Source organism: Polaromonas sp. P3_B4, from assembly GCF_056402835.1.
In genome coordinates this window covers 2682222-2701258 of sequence record NZ_JBFUGQ010000001.1, presented here as the reverse complement: position 1 = coordinate 2701258, position 19037 = coordinate 2682222, and the positions used below count along the sequence as shown (strand labels likewise).

Sequence of the window (19037 nt, the reverse complement as noted above, 5' to 3'; positions counted from 1 at the left end):
CCGGTTTGCCATGTCTTTTAAGGCGCGGCTTCCGGAGCGTTTTCACATGGCTGCCGGATCGTCATTGTTTTAGCGCAGGCCATGCGTCGTATTTTCATGAACATGTTTGCGTCGCCCACGCCCTCGGCCGGCGATGGGCCCGGCACCAGCCGCGCAGACGTTCTTGACGGCATCAAGCAAGGCATCTTGCTGGGCTCGGCACTGCTTGTCCTGACATTGCCGCTTTTTCATGCCCGTCCGGTTTCTTCTCCGGCCCTGAACCCCATCCCTTCCAGCGCCTTGCAGCTGGCGCCGTCTTTGCGCTTTGCCGATTTTGGTGAAGAGCCTGCGTCGGATGAGGCGCGGCAGGTTGCCAATTGGGTGGTTGCCTCGGGGGACAACCGCAGGCTTTTCTTTGTCATCCTCGACAAGATAAATACCAAGGTTTTTGTTTTCGAACCCTCCGGCAAGTTGCGCAGCGCCACGCCCGTGCTGATCGGTGCGGCGGTCGGCGATGATTCCGTGACCGGTATCGGCGGGCGGCCCATTGCGCAGGTGCAGCCCCACGAACGCACCACACCGGCGGGCCGGTTTATGGGGGAGCCTGGCCGCAACACCTTGGGCGAAGATGTTGTCTGGGTGGATTACGAAGCAGCTGTTTCCATGCACCGCGTGCGAACACTGGAGCCCAAAGAGCGCCGGCTGGAAAGGCTTGCGTCTCCCGGTACCGAGGACAACCGTATTTCCTACGGGTGCATCAACATGCCGGTGGCATTTTTCGAAGATGTACTCAAGCCCGCGTTCAATGCGAGCTATGGCGTGATTTACGTTTTGCCGGAAATCAAACCACTGGCTGAGGTTTTTCCTGCCGCCCATGCGCTTGCCGCAAAACAGGGGCTTCGCCCCGCCGCCTGACACCCGCCTGTTCGCTCCTTCGATCACCTCTCGCGAAGAGTGAGTTGTAACAACCCCCTGCGTACTGTTGCGCGCTCGCATCTTCAATGCGAAAAATGCCCGCATGTGGCCGCTGTTACCAAATTCCTGAGTAGCTAAATCTGGATGCAAAAAAAGCATGAATGACAATACGGCAAACGATTTATTGCTATTAAAAGCATAGCAAAAATCCAGAGGATTTCAGGGTTTTTCCGTTGTGAACATTTGCTTGCATCGCTAACATGGTGCAACCACAGCCGGGCTCCTACCCCAAAGGTTCGAGGCCGGCTTTTTCATGTGCTCCGCACATGGCAATGAATTCAACCCAGGATCAGGATGTTGTTCAAAGGAAAGGCACTGCGCGCAAAAACCGTCTGCACGGCGGCCCTTGCCTTTCTCGCTGCGATCCCTCTGTGGGCATCTGCCATTCCCGTAGATCCGCCCTTGGTACGCGGCCCGGAACCCGTGATGGCGGTGCCGGGCGCCGGCAGTTCCGCCGACATGACACTGGTCGCGGCATCGGCCGATGCACGCTACGCCCTGCGCTGGATCATGAACGCGCGCGATAACCAGGGCCTGCCATTTGTGGTGGTCGATAAAAAGGGTGGGCGCATTTTTGTGTTTGACGCCACGGGGCAATTGCGCGGTGCATCGCCGGCATTGACCGGCCTGACAGCCGGCGACCACACGGTGCCGGGCATGGAGCAGCGCAACGTTGCCAGCCTGCGCGCAGACGAACGCACCACGCCGGCAGGCCGGTTTGTTTCCGAACCCGGCCACAACCTTCACGGCGAGGCTATTGTGTGGATCGACTACACGGCCAAGCTGGCAATCCACCGTCTTCGCCCTGCGGCTCCGGCAGAACGCCGCGCCGAGCGGCTGGCTTCTGAAACACCTGACGACAACCGCATTTCGCTGGGATGTGTCGTAGTGCCCGTCAATTTCTACGAAACCGTCGTGAATCCCGTGCTGGGAAAAAGCCATGGCGTGGTGTATGTCCTGCCTGAAACCCAGCCCGTGCAGCGCATGCTGGGCGCGCTGCAATTCAGCCAGCGCTAAATCCTTATAAACAGCTTCGCTGACGCCTCTGCGCGCGTGGATGCTGCTGGCACCTGGCCTGTGAGTTGTGGCAACCGCCAAAATGGCGGACCGTATTCCTTGCTGATTGAGGTGGTAGGGTTGCTATCATTTTCGGAGCTTCTTGCGCCCGTCCCGATTGACCTGCAGGCCGATTTTCCTTGAGTTCCGGGTGTTTCCCTGCTGGACTTCAGGCGGCCGAGCCGCACAACTACACGCGCGTCAGCGATTCCTTACTTGCAGCAAGCCTTCAGGCTGGCATGGCCGCCCCCGGACGCAATCTACATTGAAGTTGTCTTCAATTTGACAACTTTCAGGAGAATCAAATGCCTCTCATTGCCTGGTTACTGGGTGTCCCCCTTAGTGTGGTTCTTATCCTCATGCTGCTGGGCGTGTTTTAGGCCCCGCATGGTGAGCGGCCTTCATGGCCGTGCAGGCAAAAGCCCGCGGACGCGGGCTTTTGCTTTAGTGATTCAGTGGGTGGGGCTCCGACAACGCCGCGGCCGGTTCCCGCCGCCTGGCGCGTAGCCGCGCCACCTTCCACCAGCCCGGCAGCAGGCTTTGTACTTCGGGCCGGGTGAAGCGGTCGTCCATGAGATAGACCACGCCGCGGTCCGAGGTGGTGCGTATGACCCGTCCGGCCGCCTGCACGACTTTCTGCAGGCCGGGATAGAGATAGGTGTAGTCGTAGCTCTGGGCCGCGCCGAAGTTGATGCCCATGCGTTCGCGGATCTGCTCGTTCACTGCATTGACCTGCGGCAAACCCAGTGTGGCGATGAACGCGCCTATCAGCCGGTCGCCCGGCAGGTCTATGCCTTCGGCGAACGAGCCGCCCAGCACCGCAAAGCCGATGCCTTGCGAGGCTGGCGTGAAGCGTGCCAAAAAGGCGTCGCGCGCGGCTTCTTCCATGCCGCGCGTCTGTTCCCACACGGGAATATGCGGGTAGCGCCGCCGGAACAGCGTGACCAGCTTTTGCAGGTAGTCATAGCTGCTAAGGAACGTCAGGTAATTGCCGGGCCGGCCCTCATACTGCCGAGCCATCAGGTCGACGATGGGCGAAAGCGAATCGTCACGGTGTTGAAAGCGTGTGGAGACGTCGCTTACCACCGAGACCTGCAATTGCTCGGCCAGGAAGGGCGACTCCACCTCTGTCCAGACCGTGCCGGCCGGCAGGCCCAGCGTGTCGGCGTAGTAGTTTTGCGGGCTCAGCGTGGCGGAGAAGAGTGCCGTCGACTGCGCGGCGGCAAAACGCGGCGCCAGGAAGGGCGCAGGCACCACGTTGCGGATGTTGAGCACCGCGAGCTGCTGGCCGAGTACCTGGCCCAGCGCGTCGCGGCCGGCTTCCTGCTGCAGCGTCACGTCAAACAGCGAGTGTTCGCCAAAGTCTTCAGCCATACGCGAAAAGTGCAGTGCCTCGAAATAAAAATCCTGCAGTTCGCCGTCCATGCGGGTCGGGTTGGCCAGCAGGAAGTCGGTGATCTGGGTCAGCGCCTGCGCCAGGGTTTTCAGAAAAGGTACGGGTAGCTCGGGATGGACCTGGTAGGCCTCGCCCCGCGCCTGCTGCGCCTCCTGCAATTCCAGCAGGCTGCGGTTGAGCCGCTCCAGTGCGCCGCGAACGGCGCGGGGCGCGGTAGCGTGCACCTGTTGCAGCTGCGCCTGACTCAGCGTGGCTGAGTACATCTTGCGCGCGCGCTCCACCAGGTTGTGCGCTTCGTCCACCAGCACGCCTACGCGCCACTGGTTGCCCACGGCCTGGCCGTGCAGCAGCGCGCTGGTGTCGAAGTAATAGTTGTAGTCGCCCACCACCACGTCTGCCCAGGTGACCAGTTCCTGGCTCAGGTAGTAAGGGCACACATGATGGGCCAGCGCCAGTTCACGCAGTGCTGCTTTATCGAGCGGGCCTTGTGCGGCGGCATGCTGCACCGCAGCGCTGCGCGCCTGGGGTAGCCGGTCGTAAAAGCCCTTGGCCAGCGGACAGGCGTCGCCGTGGCAGGCCTTGTCCGGGTGTTCACACGCCTTGTCACGCGCCACCAGCTCCAGCACGCGTAGCGGCAGGGCCGCCGTGCTGCCTTTGATGCGGTCCAGCGCATCGAGCGCCAGCCTGCGGCCCGGCGTTTTGGCCGCCAGGAAAAACAGCTTGTCGAGTTGCTTTTTCGGCACAGCCTTGAGCAGCGGAAACACCGTGCCAATGGTTTTGCCGATGCCCGTGGGCGCCTGTGCCATCAGGCAGGTGCCGGCCTGGGCTGTCTTGTAAACCGCTTCGGCCAGTTCACGCTGACCCGGCCTGAATGCAGGGTGCGGAAATGCCAGCGTGGCCAGCGCAGCATCACGCGCCTGGCGGTGTGCCAGTTCCTGGTTGGCCCAGGCCAGAAAGCGCTCGCACTGCGTTTCAAAGTATTCTTTGAGCGACGCGGCGGAAAAATGTTCGGTCAGCGGTGTTTCCTGCGTGCTGGCCACGTCAAGGTACACCAGTGTCAGGTTGACGTCCTGCAGCTTTTTGGCTTCGCAAAGCAGCCAGCCGTAAATCTTCAGCTGTGCCCAGTGCAGGTGCCGGCGGTTGTCGGCCATGGCGTGCAGGTCGCCCCGGAAAGTCTTGACCTCTTCAAGCTGGTTGCGTTCAGGGTCGTAGCCATCGGCACGGCCGCGCACCTTCAGGGTCTTGTACTCGCCCTCCAGGCTGACTTCGGCCTGATAGGACTCTGAAGACTCTGCACGGCGCGACGCCACCATGGCGTGCCCGGCCATGCCTTCCTGTGCGGAAGGTGATGGCGTAAAGCGCAGGTCCAGGTCGCCATGCTTGGCGGTGAACTCGCACAGGGCCCGGACAGCCACAAGGTATTTCAATCGGTAGTCGCTCTCTGAGTCACATGAACAGGGGAAGGGTTCATGGTAGCGCAGGCGCCGGGCGCCGCCTCCCAAAATCAGCCCAAATAACCCGAATTGCCCGAATTGTTCTCCCCATGGAAAAAGAACATTCACCGGGCCACCATTTACTGCTGCGCTGTAGCCGTCTACATTGCATCAATGGGCAACAAAAGCGGAGCTGAACGGCTTTGCAGCCCGCAACGACCCCCGCAGAAAGTAACGCGACTCCATGGAACAGATCATTGTGTGGCTCGAGCACTACGGGCTCGCCGCCGTTTTCCTGAATGTCGGGCTGGAACAGCTCGGCTTGCCGATTCCGGCCTATCCGGTGCTGATCCTCACCGGCGCGTTGAGCTTTAACGGCCAATACTCCGCAGCAGGCCTTATCTTCACCGCCGTGCTGGCTTGCCTGGCCGCGGACAGCGTCTGGTACTGGGCCGGCCACCGCTACGGCAGCCGTGTGCTGAAAACGCTGTGCCGCATTTCGCTGTCGCCCGACTCCTGCGTGCGGCAAACCGAATCCATCTTCACGCGCTGGGGTGTCAAGTCGCTCATCCTGGCAAAGTTCATTCCCGGGTTTGCTTCGCTCGCCACAGCGCTGGCCGGACGCACCGGCATTCCCTTCGGCCGCTTTCTGGTTTTTGATGCGCTGGGCGCAACGCTTTACGCCGGTGCCGGTGTGGGGATCGGCATGATTTTTCATGACGCGGTGGCCGACGTGCTGGCCATTTTCGAGCAGATGGGACGCATCGGGCTGATGGTGCTGCTGGCTGCGTTTGCGCTCTTCCTGGCGCACAAATGGTGGCAGCGGCAGCGCTTTTACCGGCAGCTGCGCATGGCCCGCATTTCACCGCAGGAGCTGCTGCAGCTCACACAGCAGAACAAGCCTGCCGTCATCCTGGACGTGCGCACGGAACTGGCGCGCGCCGGCGGCGGCATCATTCCCGGCGCGCTGGTCTGGTCGGACCTGGACCGAACCCGGGCATCGCTTGACATCCCGCACGATGTCGCCGTGGTCGTTTATTGCGCTTGTCCCAACGATGCTTCTGCAGCCCTGGTGGCCAAGCGCCTGATGGCGGCCGGGTTCAGCAATGTCAGGCCGTTGCACGGCGGGATTGATGCCTGGCAGGCGGCGGGGCTGGCGCTGGAATACCCCCAGACTGCCTGAGTGGAGTGGTGGTAATAATTGCCAAATACCGAACCGGCAATTCATGTAATTCCGAGGACCTATTAACTGCCGTCATAGGAGGTCTTAAGTATGCAAAAACCAGGCCAATCTAATCGAAGGCACGGCCAAAAGAAATCAGGGTGTTGTCCTATAGTGCAATTAAATGCAGCATTACACACTTGCAGGGCGGCAGCTACGGAAAGCGGGTCTTGATGGAGCCGCTCACCTTTGCAAAGAAAGTCACCACCGGCGGATGAACCCCAGTTTGCCAAGCGCATTCACCGCAGTCCACCGTGAGCCTGGCCTGATGGGGGCGCCCGTGCCCCTGCCGCGTCGGCCCGGCACGGTTACAGGTCAGGTGCCGCGATGAAACGCGACGAGACGGCAGAGCAGTCCCAGCAGCGCATACAGGCCGAAGCGCTTGCGCTGGCGGCCGCCAATGATGCGCTGAAGCTTGAAATCGTGGAACAGCAGCGCCTGGTCCAGGCGCTGAAGGACGACATCAGCGGGCTGCGCAGCCTGGCCACCATCTCGGCGGACTGGTACTGGGAGCAGGACGCGGAGTATCGTTTTACCGACTTCACTGCCGAGTACAGCAACAAGTCACAAGATGAGGATCTCGACAGTTCCGTCGGCAAATGCCGCTGGGAACTGCCTGGCGCCCTGCCGGTCACCATGTCATGGGAAGACCACCGCGCCGTGCTGGCTGCACGCAAGCCCTTCCGCGATTTCGAATACATCCGCGTTCTGGACGACGGCGTCGCGCATTATTTTTCCATCAGCGGTGTGCCGGTGTTCAACAAACATCAGGAGTTCGTGGGGTACCGGGGCATCACACGCGATGTCACGGCGAGCAGGCGTGCTGAAGAAAAAGAACGCAAGGTCGCCCGCCTGCTCGATGACATCGTTGAGAACCTCCCGGTCGCTCTTCACCTGAAATCCGCCACGGACCACCGCTTCCTGGCCTGGAACCGGGCCGCAGAAGAGCTGTACGGTGTCACCAGCGCAGAAGCGCTGGGCCGCACGGTTCATGATCTCTGGCCAAAGGCCCATGCTCACAATATGTACGCGGCGGATCTGAGCCTGATTGCTTCAGGCGAGAAGCAGGAGTTCCCTGACCGGCTTACCTACACAAGACACAGGGGCGCTATTCATGTCCACATGCGCAAGGTCCCGCTGAAGGATTCCAGCGGTGCGGTGACGCATGTCCTGGTCATCGCTGAAGACATCACCCAGCAGCTGGCCGACGAAGCGCGCCTGCGCAGCAGCGAGCGCCAATTCCGCAGCCTGACCAGCCTTTCGTCCGACTGGTATTGGGAGACGGATGAAAAATTCCGGTTCACCAAGTTGTCCGGTGGCAACACGGACGAAGCGAAGCGCGCGATCAATGAGCATCTTGGCAAGACACGCTGGGAGATCGACCACAGCCCGGTCAACAAGGAGCTCTGGGCCAACCACCGGGCCCTGCTGGAACGCCACGAAGTCTTCCGCAACTTTGAATACGAACGCGAAGAAAAAGACGGCAGGCGTGTGACCTTGTGTATCAGCGGGGAGCCCATGGTGGATGCCAACGGCCGCTTCACCGGCTATCACGGCGTGGGCACCGACATTACCGCGCGGCTTGAGGCCGAGGCCAAACTGCGTCGCAGCGAAGAGCGCTTTCGCAGCCTCACCGGTCTTTCGTCCGACTGGTACTGGGAACAGGATACAAATTTCCGCAACGTCTTTGTCTCCAATGATCCGCAACGCTTCTCCCTGGGAACCCAGGTCATTGGAGAGGGGCAATGCCGATGGGACCTCCCCAATGCTGCGCCGCTTGTCGGTACATGGGACGAGCACAAGGCGGTGTTACAGGCGCATTTGCCGTTCCGCAATTTTGAATACCGGCTGACCAAGGAAGATGGCAGCGTCGTTTACCGCAGCGTCAGCGGGGAACCGGTGTTTGGCGACGAAGGAACCTTTGCGGGTTATCGGGGTGTGGGCGCCGACATCACGTCGCGCAAGGAAGTGGAGATGGCGCTGCGGGTCGGCGAGGCCCGCTTCCGGGCGGTTGTGGGTGCGCTGGCCGAAGGTGTGATCCTGCGGGACGCCCAAGGGCATATCGTTGATTGCAATGCCAGTGCAGAGCGCATCCTCGGCCTGGCCCTGGCCCAGCTCAAAGGCCAGACTTCGGTCGAGCCGGAATGGCAAAGATTCCGCGAAGACGGCACGCCAATGCCCAGGGAAGAGTGGCCCAGTGTTGTCGCCGTGCGTACCGGCCAGCCACAACTGAACCGTGTGGTGTGCCATCGCAGGCCCGACGGCAGCGAGTTCTGGGCACTGATCAACGTGCAGCCCCTGGTGGACGGGAACGGCGCTCCGTCGGGGTATGTCAGCACCATTACCGACATCAGCAAACGCCGGCAGGCTGAGCAGGAAATCGTCCGGCTGAACGTCAACCTGGAAAAGCGCGTGCTGCGCAGGACCGCCCAGCTGGAAGTCGCTACCCGGGAGATCGAGGCCTTCTCATATTCTGTGGCGCATGACTTGCGGACACCGTTGAGCACCATCGACGGATTTTGTGCGCTGCTTGAAAAAGCGGTTCCACCTGAGTCGGGGGAGCGCGCGCATCACTTCATGGGCCGCATACGCAGCAGTGTGCGCCGCATGGGTGAGCTGACCGACGGTTTGCTGTCCCTGGCCCAGTTGTCGCGGACCAGCCTGAACTGGGAGTCTGTCGACATCAGCACCGAGGCGGCCAAGATCATCAAGCAATGGACGGAAAACGATCCAGACCGGCGGGTGCGGATCACCGTCGAGCCCAACCTGTGGGGCCGGGCGGACGTTGCCTTGCTGCGTCAGGTGCTGGAGAACCTGATCGCCAATGCATGGAAGTTCACCTCGAAAAAACCGCACACCGAAATCCTGGTCGGAAAAGAAGCCGGGCCTGAGGACCAGGTGGTGTACTTTGTGCGGGACAACGGCGCCGGCTTCGACATGGCGTATGCCGACAAGCTCTTCGGCACTTTTGAGCGGCTGCATTCACCGGAAGAGTTCGCCGGCAGCGGCATCGGGCTGGCCACGGTCAAACGCATCATTACCCGTCACGGCGGAAAAATCTGGGCCAGGTCGGCGGTGGGTGAGGGCAGTACCTTTTATTTCACGCTCGGAGGCGAGCAGGCCGGGGCCATGCCGGCTGAGGGGGACGTGTTTGACGACTCAGGCGTTGCGCTGACGGACGGCGGCGCCAGTGCGTTCGAGGACGCCGGAGAAGTAAGTCCCAAGGGGGCCGGCCCCATCAGCACGGACAACGATGTCTTCACGGTCAGTGACCAACAGTTCAGCAATGCGTTTGAACATGCGGCCATCGGGATGACGCTGATCGGCATCGACTCGCGCCGGCTGAAGGTCAATACCGCTTTTTGCCAGATGCTGGGGTATTCAGAAGCGGAAATGCTGTCGCGCACCATCCATGACCTGACCCATCCCGACGACATTGCCTGGGACCTGGAGCAGCGCCGCAGGGCATTGGCCGGTGAAATCGAATCGTTCCACGTCGAAAAGCGCTACATCCACAAGTCCGGCCGCACTGTCTGGGGCTACATGAGCTGCTCCCTCGTGCGCGATGCGGACAGAAAGCCGCTTCAATTCATCGCGCAGATCCAGGACATCACCGAGCGCAAGCAGACCGAGCAGGTTCTGCGTGAAAGCGAGGAGCGCTTTCGCGCGCTCACCTCGCTGGCCTCCGACTGGTTCTGGGAGCAGGACGAAAACTTCCGCTTCGTCGAAGTTCCCGGCGAAGCCCCAAGCACCTCGGGCATTCCGAAAGCGGCCCATGGCAAGACTGCCTGGGAGCTCGACTACATCAACATCGAAGCCGGTGCGTTGGCCGAGTACAAGGCCACGATAGCCCGGCACGAGGTTTTCCGCGACCTTGAAAGTACCCGGCGCGACTCCAAGGGTCGGCTGCACTACTTCAGCATCAGCGGCGTGCCCAAATTCGACGCCAACGGAAAATTCACCGGTTACCGCGGCACGGGACGCGAAACCACCGAAATCCGTCGTGTCACCGAGGCCCTGCGCACCAGCGAAGCGCAGCTGCGCGAAATCACCGACACCGTGCCGGCCTGGATCACTTACGCCGACGCCGATCAGCGCTTGCGCTTCCATAACCGGGCCTACGAGGAAGTCTTCGGCATGACGCAAGCGCAGCTCGAAGGCAAGACCATCCGGGACATCGTGGGCGATGAGATGTACGCCCTGATCAAGCCCCGGGTGGAAGAGGTGCTGCAGGGCTACCCGGTGGTCTACGAGCGATCGCAGAAAACCGCCCGCGGCGGCACGCGCGACTACGTGATCAATTATTTCCCGCGCTACGGCGACGGCGACGACGAAGGCAAGGTGATCGGTTTCTACACGCTGGCCAATGACGTCACTGAACTCAAGCGCATTGACCGCATGAAGAGTGAATTTGTCTCGACGGTCAGTCATGAGCTGCGCACGCCGCTTACCTCGATCCGGGGCTCGCTGGGCCTGATCTCCGGTGGTGTTGCCGGCCAGCTGCCCGACGCCGTCAAGACGCTGGTGGGCATCGCGAAGACCAACTGTGAGCGCCTGATCCGGCTGATCAATGACATCCTGGACATCGAGAAGATCGAGTCCGGCAAGATGACCCTGGATTTTCAGGCCATCGAACTCAGGCCTTTGCTGGAGCAGGCGCTGGCCGCCAACGAAGGCTACGGCGCGGCGAAGAATGTGCATCTGCAGCTCGAATTTCCCGATGAAGACCTGCAGGTCAGGGTCGACAGCGACCGGCTGACGCAGGTGGTGACCAACCTGCTGTCCAACGCGATGAAGTTCTCCCCCGAAGGCGGCACGGTGGACATTCACGTGGCACGCAGCGAGACGGGCATACGCGTCGAGGTACGGGATCACGGGCCCGGTATTCCGGAGGAATTCCGCAACCGTATCTTCCAGAAATTCTCCCAGGCCGACTCCTCCGATACACGGCAAAAGGGCGGCACGGGTCTGGGCCTCAATATTTCACGGGCCATCATCGAGCGCCTGGGCGGCAGCATCGGTTTTAATACCGACGCCGGCGTCGGCACCACCTTCTTCTTTGAACTGCCCGAATGGGTGGATTCGCCGGAGCGTACTTCCGGTTTCTCGGCACTGGTCGAACAGCGGCCGCGTGTCCTGATTTGCGAGGACGACCCGGACATCTCCCGCCTGATCAGCATGATGCTCGACAAGGGCGGTTTTGACACCGAAATGGTGTACACAGCCAGGCAGGCCGTCGCGGAGCTGGCAAAAAGGCGGTATGCCGCCGTCACGATAGACCTGAAGCTGCCCGACCAGGACGGCATTGCGCTGATCAGGGCGCTGCGCGCCCAGCTGCATACACGCGACGTGCCGATCGTGGTGGTGTCGGCCTCGGCGGCCGAGGGGCGGATCCAGTTCAACGAGCAGTCCCTGACCGTATCGGACTGGCTGGAAAAACCCATCGACGAGAACATGCTCGTGCTGGGCGTGCGGCGCGCCATTGCCGGTTCGGTCGAAGCCCGCGCCGTCATCCTGCATGTTGAAGACGATCCGGACATCCAGCGCATCGCAGCGACCATTGCCCAGGGGTTTGCGACCTTCGTCTTTGCCGACACGGTGCAGGAAGCACGCGACAGGCTGAAGGAACAGCGCTTCGACCTGATCCTGCTGGACCTCAGCCTGCCGGGCGGCTCCGGCTGGGATTTGCTCAAGGACGTCGAGGCCATGGACGGTCCGCCGCCGGTGGTGATTTTCTCGGCGCTGGAGGTGGACAGGCTTCAGGCCACACGGGCAGCCGCCGTGCTGGTCAAGGCCAAAACCTCCAACACCGAGCTCCTCGAAACCTTGCGGCGCGTGCTCGGGCAAAGCAATTCTGCGGGATCGCCGACGGACGAAGCCTGAACCTGTACCGGGCCCGCGGCAGGCTACGGGGTTCCTGGCGCGCTAGTGAATAAATCCGGGATCTAGCCTTTACTGGCGGGCGCAAGCAGCTATATTTTTCATAGCAAATTCACGCAGAAGGCGTGGTCATCAACGCGGTATAGCGGCGCTGCATTTCCTCTGGCGACACGGTTTCAATGCTGTGCCCCACACTCCAGCGGTAGCCTGCCGGATCGCGAAAGCTGCCCGAGCGCTCACCATAAAACTGGTCTTGCGCCGCCATTTCCAGCGTGGCGCCGGCTTTCAGCGCACGCGCAATCACCTCATCGCAGTTGTCCACATGCAGATGCAGCGTGACGGTGGCCGGCGCGCCGGCATCCGGCGCCCGGGTGCCGTACTCCGGGAATTCTTCCGACACCATCAGCGTGGCGCCGTCAAAGTCCAGTTCGGCATGGCCGATGCGGCCATCGGGTTCTGTGAGCCGGAATTTTTCCGTGGCACCAAAAACCGAGATGTAAAACGCCATGGCCTTTGCAGCATTTTTGACATGAAGGTAGGCAAACAATTCGTGGGTGGCCATATCGTCTCCGTCGGTGATGTGAAGGAACCAGGCGAGGCCTGAGGTGCTGCCAGCCGGTCCTGAAATTATGAGGCGCATTGGAGCTCAGTGACAACCCGGCGTGCTGCGGGCATGCACCGCCCGGCCAGGCGCCTGAAGAACGCGGTCACGCCGCTGTCACCGAACCGTCATGCAAAGGCAACACACTGTATGACCGCCACTGCCCGGGGCAGGTCGCCGGATACCGGCTGCCGGTGCCTGTCGTGTCCGATTCACCCCATTTCTCGACTACTTCACGCCACTTCTGAATGGACATCACTTACGGCGCCGACAGAACCGGCCTGCTCTGCGGTTACAGGTTTGAAAACGGCGCGCCCGGCATCCCGGTAGATCTCCTGGAGGCGGCCGCCTGGCTGCAGGACGAAAGCCCCAAGGGAAAATCAGATTTCGTCTGGCTGCACTTCAACCTGAGTGACGCCGCGGCGGAGGCGAGCATCCGCAAGCATCTGCACGCGGTACCCGAGTTTTTCGAGGCTCTGCATGCGGGTTCAAGATCCACCCGCATAGAAGATGCGCACGACACACTGATTGCTGTCGTTAACGACGTGGCGTATGAATTCGCGTTTGACCCGGCTGAGATGTCCAGCCTGTGGCTGAACGTGGCGCCCCATATGGCGCTGAGCGCGCGCTCCCATCCCCTGCGTTCCATCGACCGCATGCGTGACGCCATCAAGAACGGCAAGCCGCTGGCGTCATCGGTGTCATTTCTGAACCAGCTGCTGCGCGAGCAGGGCGATGTGCTGGTGCGCATCGTGCGTGACGCCACTGTCCAGGTGGATGTGGTGGAAGACAAATTCCTGATCGGCCGGCTGCACAACCGCCGGGCTGACCTGGGCAAGCTGCGGCGGGTGCTGGTGCGGCTGCAAAGGCTGCTCGCGCCGGAGCCCGGTGCGCTTTTCCGCCTGCTGCGGCTGCCGCCGCCATGGGTCAGCGAGCACGACCTGGAGGAGCTCCGCCAGGCGACGGAAGAATTCTCATTGACCATCCGGGACATGTCCGAGCTGAAGGAGCGCATCAAGCTCCTGCAAGAAGAAATTGCCGCACAGGTCAGCGAGGAGACCAACCGCAGCGTCTTCATCCTGACGATGGTCACGGTACTGGCGCTGCCCATCAACATTGTTGCCGGCCTGCTGGGGATGAATGTGGGCGGCATCCCCCTGGCCGAGCATCCCCACGGCTTCATGGTGATCGTGGGGATCATTGGCGTTTTCACCGCCTTCGCGGCCTGGTATGTTTACCGGAAAAAATAGCTTTCACAAGCCATTTCCCGCATCACCATTTGCGCAAGCCGGCGCGTCGTTTACTGGGGTTTCGGCCCGTTCATGGCACGTTCAAATTCTTCGCGCGACAGCATGTTGTCCTTGTTGGTGTCGGCTTCGTCAAAGTGTTTGGAGACACCGCGAAAGTTGGACGCCTCATCGCGGCTGACTTTGCCGTTGTTGTCCTTGTCCATGAAACTGAACGCGCGCTCAAGGTCTCTGGCCGCGTATTTGGGAGTGGGGGAAGCCGCGGCAGCGGAGGGTTGCGATGCACCGGCCGCAGGCGCCGACGCAGCGGCGGCCGGGTCTGTAGCCTGCGCATGCCCACGTGGGGTGTACAGCATGGCTGCTGCGGCCAGGGCCAGTGCCACTGCACCCACGTAGCGGACTGCCACACGGCGGCCGGGCGTAGGGAAGGTTTGTTGCGGGCTGGACAAAATCATCGGGGTCGTGAACGGGGTCGTGAAAGGTGAATGAGGTGAATGGTTCATACCCTGATTGGATGTCAATTCACGTTTCAGTGCCAGCCAACTTGCAGGGTGTTTCGCCGCTTTACAGGGTAGGTGCAAGCCGACACATTTATTTGCACGCTCAAAAAAAAGCGCTTCACCCCGGCGGCCTGTCCACAAATCGTGCGTACATAAAGAAACAGATTTCCCGGGCCAACCGGGTTGACAAGCCCCATCATTTATCAAATACTAAGCCAAATGGTTAAGTATAAAAATGATGCGCAAGAAGAGACCCTGAACGCCGTATTTGCCGCACTGGCAGACCCGACGCGGCGCAAGGTGTTGCAGGCCCTGGAACAGGGCAACCTGTCCGTCGGCGAGCTGGCCCAGCCGCACGGCATGTCCCTGCCCGGTTTCATGAAGCACCTGCGGGTGCTGGAAGACGCCGGCCTGGTCAGCCGCGCCAAGGATGGCCGCGTCGTCAACCTGGCGATTTCACCCGAGCCCATGCAGGAGGCCGCCATGTGGCTATCCCGTTACGAGAAATTCTGGTCCGAGCGCCTTGACGCGCTGGGCCGCTACCTTTACCAGCAAGAGGAGTTGAACCCGCCATGGAAAGAAGCACAGCGCAAGGCAAACCGTCCGCCGGCCCGTCCGTCGACATCACCCGCCACTACCCCGTCGCTCCCGAAAAAGTCTGGCGCGCGTGGACCGACCCGCAAGCACTAGCGCAGTGGTTCGGCCCCGACCCGGCCGGCGTGGTGACCATTGCCGACATGGATGTGCGTGTGGGCGGCCGCTACCACATCCAGTTCGGCGTGCCGGGCGGGGAAACACACAACGTGAGCGGCACTTACCTCGAAGTCGAACCACACCGCAAGCTGGTGTTTGACTGGGGCTGGAAGAGCACACCGGAACGCGTGTCGCGGGTCACGGTCTCGCTCAAACCTTCCGGGGCCGGCACCGAGCTGGTGTTCAAGCATGAGCGCTTCTACGACCTGGCCGCACGCGACAGCCACAACGAGGGCTGGGCCGGCGCTTTCCTCAAGCTCGACAAACTGTTTGTTTCATCGGCTGTGACCTGAAAGTCACCCCAAACCACCACCTCTGTTCAGCCCCAACCCCAGGAGAGACGCACCATGCTTGCCAACCGAAACGCCATGGCCACCATCGCCGTCAAGGACCTTGCGGCGGCGAAGAAATTTTATGGAGGCACACTCGGCCTCACCCCGCTTGAGACCGCCGAGGAGGGCGTGCTCACCTACCAGAGCGGCACCGCCACTGTGGTGGTGTATGTCTCGTCTTTCGCCGGAACCAACAAGGCCACGTCCGCCACCTGGGGTGTGGGCGACGAGTTCGACAACATCCTGAAAGCGCTGAAGGCCAAAGGCGTTGTGTTTGAGCACTACGACATGCCCGGCATGACGCGGCAGGGCGATGCGCACGTAGCGGGCGACTTCAAAGGCGCCTGGTTCAAGGACCCGGACGGCAACATCCTTCACATCCTGAACCAATAGGCCACCGTTCCAGCAACTCGACCCTTCACTGAACTGACCGTATCCAGGGAGCCCGCCGTGACTTCAACCCCCGCAAACGCTGCCAACGCCGTTTTTCACTCCGTGGTATCCAAAGACGAATGGCTTGCCGCCCGCCAGCTGTTGCTGGCCCGTGAAAAAGAACTCACCGCCCACCGGGATCTGGTGAGCGCCGAGCGGCGCCGCTTGCCCTGGCTCAAGGTCGACAAGCCCTATGTGTTCGACGGCCCCGCGGGCAAGGAAACCCTTGCTGGTTTGTTCGAGGGGCGCAGCCAGCTCGTGGTCTATCACTTCATGTTCGGTCCCGGCTGGAAGGAAGGCTGCCCCAGTTGCTCCTTCCTTTCGGACCACATCGACGGCGCCTTGCCGCACCTGGCAGAGCGCGACATCACGCTGGCTGTGGTGTCGCACGCGCCGCAACCCCACCTGGCTGCGTTCCGCCGGCGCATGGGCTGGCGCTTCAAGTGGGTGTCGTCCTTCGGCAACGACTTCAACCACGACTACCACGTCTCCTTCACGCCCGAAGAGCTGGCCAGCGGAAAGTTTGACTACAACTACCGCATGAACGATGTCGACGGCGCTGGCATGCAAGAGCTGCACGGGGTCAGTGTGTTTTACCAGGATGGCCAGGGCAACATCTTTCACACCTATTCCAGCTACGCCCGCGGGGCGGACACGCTGGTGGGCGCCTACAGCTATATGGACCTCACCCCCAAAGGGCGCGATGAAGGCGGCTTGCCTTTCCCCATGGCCTGGGTGCGTCACCATGACAAATACGGCACTGGTCACGCGGGCCACGGCGCACCGGCCAGCCAGCCCGCGGCCGCGTGCTGTCACGCCGAGGCCGGCGCCGCATGACGGTGTCGCCCAAAGCCACGCGGCGCGACTGGATCGGGCTGGCCGTCATCGCGTTGCCGTGCCTCCTGTATTCGATGGATCTCACCGTGATGAACCTGGCGGTGCCGCACCTGAGCGCCGACCTCAAACCCACGGGCGCGCAACTGCTGTGGATGGTCGACATTTACGGCTTCATGATTGCCGGCTCGCTCATCACCATGGGCACGCTGGGCGACCGCATTGGCCGGCGCAGGCTGCTGCTCATGGGGGCTGCCGCGTTTGGCGCTGCGTCGGTGCTGGCGGCGTTTTCCACCACGGCTGAAATGCTGATCGCTACGCGCGCGCTGCTGGGCATTGCCGGGGCGACGCTGGCACCTTCCACACTTTCGCTGATACGCAATATGTTCCTCGACGCCGGCGAGCGCACTGTGGCCATTGGCGTATGGATCACCAGCTATTCGGTGGGGGGCGCGATAGGCCCGCTGATCGGCGGTGTGCTGCTTGAGCATTTCTGGTGGGGCTCAGTGTTCCTGGTCAGCGTGCCGGTGATGGTCTTGCTGCTGGTGTTGGGCCCGGTGCTACTGCCGGAATACCGCGACCCCGACGCCGGCCGGCTTGACCTGCTGAGCGCGGCGCAGTCGCTGGCGGCGGTGCTGGCCGTCATCTACGGCCTCAAGCGCATTGCGGAGGGCGGCCTGGGCTGGCTGGCCGTCGGCTGCATCCTCGCGGGTCTGGCGATAGGCGCGGCCTTTCTGCGCAGGCAGTGCCGGCTGGCCAGCCCGCTGATTGACCTGGCCTTGTTTCGTGTGCCGGCATTCAGCGCGGCCCTGGCCATCAACACCTTCTGCTTTTTCGGCGCGTTTGGCGCTTTTCTTTTCATCGCGCAGTATTTGCAGCTGGTGATTGGCCTGTCGCCGCTGGAAGCCGGCCTGTGGTCCGTGCCGTCGGCCTTGGGTTTTGTGGTGGGCTCCATGCTGGCACCTGTTATTGCGCGGCGCATCCGCGCCGGCCTGGCCGTCACGGGCGGGCTGGCGCTGGCGTTTGTGGGCTTTGGCGTGCTCACGCAGGTGAGTGGCGCCTCGGGCCTGGCCACGCTGGTCACCGGCAGCGTGATTTTTTCGCTGGGCCTGGCCCCGGTCGTGACCTTGGGTACCGACCTCATCGTCGGCTCCGCGCCGCCCGAGCGCGCCGGTGCGGCTGCGGCGATTTCAGAAACCAGCTCGGAGTTTGGCGGCGCACTCGGCATTGCTGTGCTGGGCAGCGTGGTGACGGGGGTCTACCGCCATGCAATGGAGGGCACTGTGCTCAGCGGTGTGCCGGCCGTAGCCGCAGAGGCAGCCCGCAGCACGCTGGGCGGCGCGGTGGCCGTGGCGGCTGAATTGCCCGGCGCCAGCGGTGCGGCCTTGCTCAGCACTTCACGCGATGCGTACGCCCAGGCCTTTCAGGTCACCGCCGGCATCAGCGCCGCACTGGTGCTGGGCACGGCCATCCTGGCCGCTGTCATGCTGCGGCCGGCCCGCACCGGTTCAGCCGCTTGACCAGCCTCGGAGCCAGCCCGTGTTGGAAACCTCAGAAGCGCACTTTCAGGAAAGCCGAGGGACCCTTGAGCTTGACGCGAAAGCGGGCGTTGCTGCTGTCGCGGTGCAGGTCGATATCGGTCAGGCCATAGTCCAGCACCACGCCCACATTCTTCAGGGGAAACCATTCCACACCCACCGCGGCGTTGTAGATCTCCCCGCGTACGCTGCCGCCGGTTTTCTTCACACCGGAGGCGTCGGCAAACAGCCGCAGGTCAGGGCTGATGGCGTGGCGAAGGCCGACTTCCAGCAGCGGCGCCACGGCGTCGTCGCTGTAGGTTTCTGCGATGGCGCCGGTGGTTCCGCCGATGGCTGCCGTGGCGCGCAAGTCCAGGCTGGCGCGGTAGTAGGCAGCGCCTGCGCCCAGGCCCAGCACGGTGTTGCCCGAACCCAGCCACCACTTGTAGGCCAGCTTGGCAAAGTCCAGCTTCACGTCCAGGTTGGCGGTGCCCGTGGTGGTCACGGTGCCGCTGCCCACATTGGTGTTGCTGACCAGCGAATCCGAGTAGCCGCGCTTGAACTGGTAGTAGTCGAGCGACAGCCCCTGGCTGTCAAACAGCAGCACGTCGGCCTTGATGCGCGGCATGGTCACACTGCTGCGGTTCACGTCGCCGGAATCCAGCCGGCCGAAACGGGTGTCCACTGCCGCGTTGAAGGTCGGGTCTGCATGAAAGGCGCCGATGGAAAGGCTGGCGCGGTCCAGTGCGGGCGAAGGGTCTGCCTGCGCCGGCAACGCAACAAGGCTGGCGCCGCCCAGCACGGCGAGGCCCGTAAGTCTGGCGGCGCGGGTTGCCCGGCCGGAGGGTGGGGTCAAAAGCATGAGGGGTTCCATGGGAAA

General features: G+C 62.2%; 14 protein-coding genes. 10 read left to right on the top strand and 4 right to left on the bottom strand.

The features are described from left to right. Positions 1 to 81: 81 nt before the first annotated feature. Entirely contained in the window at positions 82 to 894 is an 813-nt protein-coding gene (locus AC1DVV_RS12795; protein ID WP_457282138.1) for a hypothetical protein, read from the top strand. Positions 895 to 1248: 354 nt separating this feature from the next. Further along, on the top strand, positions 1249 to 1971 hold the full coding sequence (locus tag AC1DVV_RS12790) for a hypothetical protein (RefSeq protein WP_457282137.1): 723 nt from the start codon (positions 1249 to 1251) through the stop codon (positions 1969 to 1971). 483 nt (positions 1972 to 2454) lie between these two features. On the opposite strand, the gene AC1DVV_RS12785 is transcribed toward AC1DVV_RS12790, so the two are convergent. Further along, positions 2455 to 4833 carry an ATP-dependent DNA helicase gene (locus AC1DVV_RS12785; protein WP_457282136.1) on the bottom strand — a complete coding sequence of 793 codons (2379 nt, stop codon included), beginning with the start codon at positions 4831 to 4833 and terminating at the stop codon, positions 2455 to 2457. A 250-nt stretch (positions 4834 to 5083) separates the two neighbouring features. Between AC1DVV_RS12785 and AC1DVV_RS12780 the strand changes: the two genes are divergently transcribed. Next, complete coding sequence (locus AC1DVV_RS12780; RefSeq protein WP_457282135.1) at positions 5084 to 6022, top strand: DedA family protein/thiosulfate sulfurtransferase GlpE; 939 nt, start codon at positions 5084 to 5086, stop codon at positions 6020 to 6022. Positions 6023 to 6388: 366 nt separating this feature from the next. Then, positions 6389 to 11944: a PAS domain S-box protein gene (locus AC1DVV_RS12775; protein ID WP_477667665.1), complete on the top strand. Its 5556-nt coding sequence runs from the start codon at positions 6389 to 6391 to the stop codon at positions 11942 to 11944. A 109-nt stretch (positions 11945 to 12053) separates the two neighbouring features. Here AC1DVV_RS12775 and AC1DVV_RS12770 read toward each other — a convergent pair whose 3' ends face one another. Beyond that, positions 12054 to 12503, bottom strand: coding sequence for a VOC family protein (locus AC1DVV_RS12770; RefSeq protein WP_457282133.1), 450 nt, complete (start codon positions 12501 to 12503; stop codon positions 12054 to 12056). A gap of 287 nt (positions 12504 to 12790) precedes the next feature. Between AC1DVV_RS12770 and AC1DVV_RS12765 the strand changes: the two genes are divergently transcribed. Next, on the top strand, positions 12791 to 13792 hold the full coding sequence (locus AC1DVV_RS12765) for a transporter (RefSeq protein WP_457282132.1): 1002 nt from the start codon (positions 12791 to 12793) through the stop codon (positions 13790 to 13792). A gap of 50 nt (positions 13793 to 13842) precedes the next feature. Here the strand turns inward: AC1DVV_RS12765 and AC1DVV_RS12760 are convergent, their stop codons facing one another. Further along, positions 13843 to 14244, bottom strand: coding sequence for an EF-hand domain-containing protein (locus AC1DVV_RS12760; protein WP_457282131.1), 402 nt, complete (start codon positions 14242 to 14244; stop codon positions 13843 to 13845). A gap of 264 nt (positions 14245 to 14508) precedes the next feature. On the opposite strand from AC1DVV_RS12760, the gene AC1DVV_RS12755 reads away from it, so the two are divergent. The 5 genes from AC1DVV_RS12755 to AC1DVV_RS12735 are packed head-to-tail and all read left to right on the top strand — an operon-like array spanning position 14509 to position 18160. Continuing rightward, positions 14509 to 14979, top strand: coding sequence for an ArsR/SmtB family transcription factor (locus tag AC1DVV_RS12755; RefSeq protein ID WP_477667664.1), 471 nt, complete (start codon positions 14509 to 14511; stop codon positions 14977 to 14979). Then, entirely contained in the window at positions 14862 to 15335 is a 474-nt protein-coding gene (locus AC1DVV_RS12750) for an SRPBCC family protein (RefSeq protein ID WP_477667663.1), read from the top strand. Before AC1DVV_RS12755 ends, AC1DVV_RS12750 begins: the two co-directional genes overlap by 118 nt. Before the next feature lie 54 nt (positions 15336 to 15389). After that, complete coding sequence (locus AC1DVV_RS12745; RefSeq protein WP_477667662.1) at positions 15390 to 15767, top strand: VOC family protein; 378 nt, start codon at positions 15390 to 15392, stop codon at positions 15765 to 15767. Positions 15768 to 15824: 57 nt separating this feature from the next. Then, positions 15825 to 16643 (top strand): DUF899 domain-containing protein, encoded by an 819-nt coding sequence (locus AC1DVV_RS12740; RefSeq protein ID WP_477667661.1) that lies wholly within the window; start codon positions 15825 to 15827, stop codon positions 16641 to 16643. Then, positions 16640 to 18160, top strand: coding sequence for an MFS transporter (locus tag AC1DVV_RS12735; RefSeq protein ID WP_477667685.1), 1521 nt, complete (start codon positions 16640 to 16642; stop codon positions 18158 to 18160). Before AC1DVV_RS12740 ends, AC1DVV_RS12735 begins: the two co-directional genes overlap by 4 nt. A 31-nt stretch (positions 18161 to 18191) precedes the next feature. On the opposite strand, the gene AC1DVV_RS12730 is transcribed toward AC1DVV_RS12735, so the two are convergent. After that, complete coding sequence (locus tag AC1DVV_RS12730; RefSeq protein WP_477667660.1) at positions 18192 to 19019, bottom strand: hypothetical protein; 828 nt, start codon at positions 19017 to 19019, stop codon at positions 18192 to 18194. Positions 19020 to 19037: the final 18 nt, after the last annotated feature.